Annotated in this window: 2 protein-coding genes; both read right to left on the bottom strand. The window is 73.0% G+C overall.

Annotated features, from left to right (window positions below; all coding sequences use genetic code 11):
* The coding region (locus tag IE274_RS38980) for a type I polyketide synthase (RefSeq protein WP_190120693.1) at positions 1-2272 on the bottom strand (2272 nt) is incomplete at its 3' end.
* A gap of 269 nt (positions 2273-2541) precedes the next feature.
* Positions 2542-5813 (bottom strand): SDR family NAD(P)-dependent oxidoreductase (locus tag IE274_RS38975; protein ID WP_190120692.1); only part of this gene is annotated, 3272 nt, incomplete at its 5' end.

The raw sequence follows: 5813 nt of genomic DNA, 5'->3' as shown, positions 1-5813 counted from the left end.
GGATGTCCTGGGCGACACACTGGGCGACCAGTTCTTCCAGCGCCTCGGGCTCACCCGAGACCACGACCTGGGCCGGACCGTTCACGGCGGCAAGCTCGATCCGGCCGTCCCAGGCAGCGATCAGCTCACGCACCTCGGCCTCGGGCAGCGGCACGGACACCATCCCGCCCTTGCCCGACAGCTCCCGGATCGCCAGGCTCCGCAGCGCCACCACGCGGGCCGCGTCCCGCAGCGACAACGCACCCGCGACACACGCGGCCGCGATCTCACCCTGACTGTGCCCGACCACAGCAGCAGGCTGAACACCCGCCGCCTGCCAGGTCGCGGCCAGCGACACCATCACCGCGAACAGGACCGGCTGGACCACGTCCACCTGGTCGAAGGTGTCCCCGCTCAGCTCATCGAGCAGATTCCACTCGACGAACTCCGAAAGCGCGTCACCGCACTCCCGCATCCGATCGGCGAACACCGGACTGGAGTCGAGCAGCTCACGCGCCATCCCCGCCCACTGCGACCCCTGCCCCGGGAACACGAACACCGGGCGTACCGCACCGCCCAGCGCCCGCCCGCTGACGGCGTTCTGCGCGCCCGGGCCGTCCTGAGCCAGCGCCTCAAGCCCGGCGAGCAGTTCGTCCCGGTCCCGCCCGAGGACAACGCCCCGCTGGTCGAACCGCGCCCGGCCGACAGCCAACGACCAGGCCACATCGCCCAGTTCAAGCCCGTCCTGGGCACGGAGCAGCTCCCGCACCCGCTCGGCCTGCGCCCGCACCGCGCCCTCGGTCCTGCCCGAGAGGGCCAGCGGCACGACACCCGGCAGCACGGTCGAAGAGGACGGCGCGGCGTCAGCGTCGGCTTCGCCAGCACCCGTCTCCTCCCCCGGTGCCTGCTCCACGATGACGTGCGCGTTCGTACCGCTCACGCCGAAGGACGAGACGCCCGCGCGACGCGGCGCGCCGCCCTCCCGCTCGGCCCATGCGCGGGCCTCGGTCAGGACGGCGACCGCACCGGCGGACCAGTTCACCTGGGACGTGGGCTCGTCGACGTGGAGGGTCTGCGGGAGGACACCCGCCCGCATCGCCATGACCATCTTGATGATGCCCGCGACACCGGCGGCGGCCTGGGTGTGCCCGATGTTGGACTTGATGGAGCCCAGCCACAGGGGTTCGCCGCTGTCCGGGCGCTCCTGGCCGTAGGTGGCGAGGAGGGCCTGCGCCTCGATCGGGTCGCCGAGCGTGGTGCCGGTGCCGTGGGCCTCGACCGCGTCGATGTCCGCCGCGGTGAGGCGGGCGTTGGCGAGGGCCTGCATGATGACGCGCTGCTGGGAGGGGCCGTTCGGGGCGGTCAGGCCGTTGCTGGCGCCGTCCTGGTTCACGGCGGAACCGCGGACGACGGCGAGGACCTGGCGGCCCGCGCGGCGGGCGTCGGAGAGGCGCTCGACGAGGAGCATGCCGACGCCCTCGCCCCAGCCGGTGCCGTCGGCCGCGTCGGCGAAGGCCTTGCAGCGGCCGTCGGCGGCGAGGCCCTGCTGGCGGCTGAACTCGGTGAAGACACCAGGGGTGGAGATGACGGTGACGCCCGCGACGAGGGCCATGCCGCACTCGCCCTGGCGCAGCGCCTGCACGGCGAGGTGCAGGGCGACCAGGGACGAGGAGCAGGCCGTGTCCACGGTGACGGCCGGGCCTTCGAGGCCGAGGGTGTAGGCGATGCGGCCGGACTCGACGGCGGCGGCATTGCCGGTGCTCACATAGCCCTCGACGTCCTCCTCGGCTTCGAAGAGGAGCGGGGCGTAGTCCTGTCCGTTGGTGCCGACGAATACGCCGGTGCGGCTGCCGCGTACCGTCGCCGGGTCGATGCCGGCGCGTTCCAGGGCCTCCCACGCGGTTTCCAGGAGGAGCCGCTGCTGCGGGTCCATGGCGAGAGCTTCGCGCGGGGAGATGCCGAAGAATGCGGCGTCGAATTCGGCGACGCCGTCCAGGAAGCCGCCGTTGGCCGTGGAAGTCGTGCCCTGCTTTCCGGCGGCGTCCGGGTCGTAGAGGGATTCGAGATCCCAGTTACGGTCCGTGGGGAGGCCAGAAATGGCGTCCCGGCCTTCGGAAAGGAGTCGCCAAAGTTCTTCGGGGCCGCTCACACCGCCGGGGAAGCGGCAGCTCATCGCTGTGATCGCGATGGGCTCCTGAGCAGCGGCCTCGATGTCCTTCAGACGTTGCTGCGTCTGATGCAGGTCCGCCGAAACCCACTTGAGATAGTCGCGCAGCGTCTCTTCATTCGCCATCAAATGTCACCTGTTCAGGACGTGTGCCGCACCCTCTGGCATACAACGGACCTGTCCGCAGCCGTTTTCTCGATGACGCTATGGGGGCCCCATACGACCAACAACCCCTACCCTCCCCCTACTCGCCCCTACGGGATTGCCTCGAATTGAGGCCGGGGGCGAGCGCGTGAGCAAAGGGGGTGGGTAGGGGCTGTCGGTTCAATTAATTACCTTGACGGGCGCTCCTTGTCCATACTTCGACGAAGACGCGGTTTATCGCTGGGTGGTTGTCAGCCCCTGCCGAGTTGCTTCTTGATGAATTCCAGCATCTCGTCGTCGCTGGCGGCGGCGAGTTGTTCGCCGACGTCAGGGGCGTCGGCGGCCGGGTCGTTTCCGCCCGGCTGCCCGCCCGTGCCCGTGGCCGTGTTCTTCCAGCGGTCGAGTGCCGCCTGGAGGCGCACGGCGACCTTGGTGCGGGTGATCTCGTCGGCGGTTCCGGCGGCCGCGAGGCTTCCTTCGAGCCGGTCGAGGTCGCCGAGCAGGAGCAGGGCGGGATCGGCGGCGTCCGGGGCGAGTTCGGTGCGCAGGCAGTCGGCGAGGGCCGTGGGGGTCGGGTGGTCGAAGACCACGGTGGCGGGCAGGACGAGGCCGGTGAGGGCGTTGACGCGGTTGCGGAGTTCGACGGCGGTGAGGGAGTCGAAGCCCAGCTCGCGGAAGGCGCGGGTGGGTTCGATGGCGGCGGCGCCGCTGTAGCCGAGGACGGCGGCGACCTGTTCGCAGACCAGGTCGAGGAGCAGCCGGTCCTGTTCGGGCCGCGCCAGCGACGCGAGGCGCGCCGCCAGGTCCGGGCCGCCCGGTCCCGCGGCCGCTGCCCCGGTGCCGGTGTCGGCGATTCCCGTGCCGGACCGGCGTGCCGCTTCCGCTTCGGGCAGTTCGGCGTAGAGCCTGCTGGGCCGGACGGCGGTGAAGGCCGGTGCGTACTGCTGCCAGTCGACGTCGGCGACGAGGACGGCGGTGCGGTCCTGGGCGAGGAGGCGCTGGAGTGCGGCGATCGCGCGCTCCGGCTCCAGGGGCGGGAGCGCCCCGCCCCGCAGCCGTTCCGCGGCCACTCCCTCGGCGGCCATGCCGCTGCCCGCCCACGGGCCCCACGCCACGGAGGTGGCGGTCAGGCCCCGGGCCCGGCGGGCGTGGGCGAGCCCGTCGAGGTAGGCGTTGGCGGCCGCGTAGCTGCCCTGTCCGGCGCCGCCGGCCACACCGGCGAAGGAGGAGAACAGGACGAACGCCGACAGGTCCAGATGGGCCGTCAGTTCGTCGAGGTTGCGGGCCGACTCCGTCTTCGCGCGGAACACGGTCGCGAGCCGCTCGGGTGTCATCGCGTCGAGCACGCCGTCGTCGAGGACACCGGCCGCGTGGAACACGCCGGTCAGTGGCGCGTCGTCGGGGATGTCCCCGAGGAGGCGCGCCAGCGCGTCCCGGTCGGCGGCGTCGCAGGCCGCGACGGTCACGCGGACGCCCGACTCCTCCAGTTCGCCGCGGAGTTCCGCCGCGCCCGGGGCGTCCGCGCCCCGCCTGCTGGTGAGGACGACGTGGTCGGCTCCCTCGCGGGCCAGCCAGCGCGCGACGTGGCTGCCGAGGGCGCCGGTGCCGCCGGTGACGAGCACGGTGCCGTGCGGCGTCCACTCGGCGGCGGATCCGCCGTCGTGCGGCGCCCGCACCACGCGGCGCCCGAACACCCCGGACCCGCGCACCGCCACCTGGTCCTCACCGGCCCACGCGCCACCGAGGACCAGGCCGAGCCGGGACGCGGCGGCCGTGTCGGCGGCGTCGGGCAGGTCGACCAGACCGCCCCAGCGCTCCGGGTACTCCAGTGCGGCGACCCGGCCGAGACCCCACAGGGCCGTCCGGCCCGGCGCGGTCCCCGCGTCGGCATGGCCCACGGCGACGGCGTCACGGGTGGCGCACCACAGGGGTGCGTCGACGCCGGTGTCGCCGAGGGCCTGGATCAGGGCCAGGGTGAGCGCGACTGCCGCCGGGACGGGGTCGGTGCCACCGGAGGCGCCGGTGCCGTCGGACGGGCCGCCCGCGTGCGGGGTGCCCGCGTCGGCTGCCGAGTCGTCGGCGCCGTCGGCGACGGCCAGCAGCGACAGCACGCCGTCGAAGGCGCCCACGTCGGCCGATTCGCCGAGCGCCGCCCGCAGCGGTCCGGCGAGCGCGTCCCGGGCGGTGGCGTGCGCGGGCACTTCCACCGTCACGAGCCGCACGTCGTGCTCGGCCATCAGGGCCGCCACGGCCGCGCGCCACGACGCGTCAGGGGTGCCGTCCGCCGGGCCATTCGTCTGCCCGTCCGCCCGGCCTTCCGGTACGACGACGAGCCAGGTGCCCGTCAGCTTCCCCGCCGCCGACTCGGTGAGCGGCGTCCAGGACTCGCGGTAGTTCCACTGGTCGAGGGTGAAGGTCTCGCGCCGCTGCTTCCGCCAGGCCGTCAGCGCGGGCAGCACCTCGGTGAGCGGGGCGTCGTCCGGCACTTCGAGGGTCTTGGCCAGTTCGGCCAGGTCCGCGCTCTCCACGGTCTCCCAGAACCGCGACTCCACCTCGTCCACCGCACCGGACCCCGCCGGGCCCGCCGTGTCCGACGCCGCCTCCAGCCAGTAGTGCTCGTGCTGGAAGGCGTACGTGGGCAGGTCGACGCGGCGCCGCGCCTCGGCCGGGGCGTACAGCGGCGCCCAGTCGGTGTCCGCGCCGCGCACCTGGACCTTGGCGAGCGCGGTCAGGAACGTGTCCGGCTCGGGGCGGTCCTTGCGCAGGGCGGCGATCAGGCCGGACTGCGCGGCCGGGTCGGTGAGCGTGTCGTGCGCCATCGCCGTCAGGACGGCGTCCGGGCCCAACTCCAGGAGCGTGGACACTCCCTGGCCGGAAAGCGTGCCCAGACCGTCGTGGAACCGGACGGCCTCGCGGACGTGCCGCACCCAGTAGCCGGGGTCCTTCAGCTCATCCGGGGTGGCGAGCTGCCCGGTCAGGTTCGAGACGACGGGCAGGACGGTGTCCTGGTACGTCAGCTTCTCGGCGACCTGGCGGAAGTCCTCCAGGACCGGATCCATGAGCGGCGAGTGGAAGGCGTGGGAGACCTTCAGCCAGCGGACCTTGCGACCCTGACCGCGCAGGGTCTCCTCCAGGCCCTCCAGCGCAGCCCGCTCCCCGGAGAGCACGATCTGCGAAGGCCCGTTGACGGCGGCAAGGCCGACAAGGTCCGACACACCCTCAAGCAGCGGCAGCACGTCGGCCTCGGCCGCCTGCACGGCCAGCATGGCCCCGCCCACCGGAAGAGCCTGCATCAACCGGCCGCGCGCGGCGACCAGTCGGGCGGCGTCCTCCAGGGACCACAACCCCGCTACGTACGCAGCCGTCAGCTCACCGATCGAGTGGCCGCCGACAACCTCAGGCCGCACCCCGAAGGACTCAGCCAGCCGGAACAGCGCCACCTCGACCGCGAACAACGCGGGCTGCGCGTACCCCGTCTGCTCCAACAGCTCAGCATCCGCACCAAACATCACGTCCTGGAGCG

Source organism: Streptomyces flavofungini (genome assembly GCF_014650815.1).
GTDB classification, from domain to species: Bacteria; Actinomycetota; Actinomycetes; order Streptomycetales; family Streptomycetaceae; genus Streptomyces; species Streptomyces flavofungini.
The sequence above is the reverse complement of the archived record's forward strand: the minus strand, read 5'-3'. Positions and strand labels throughout refer to the sequence as shown.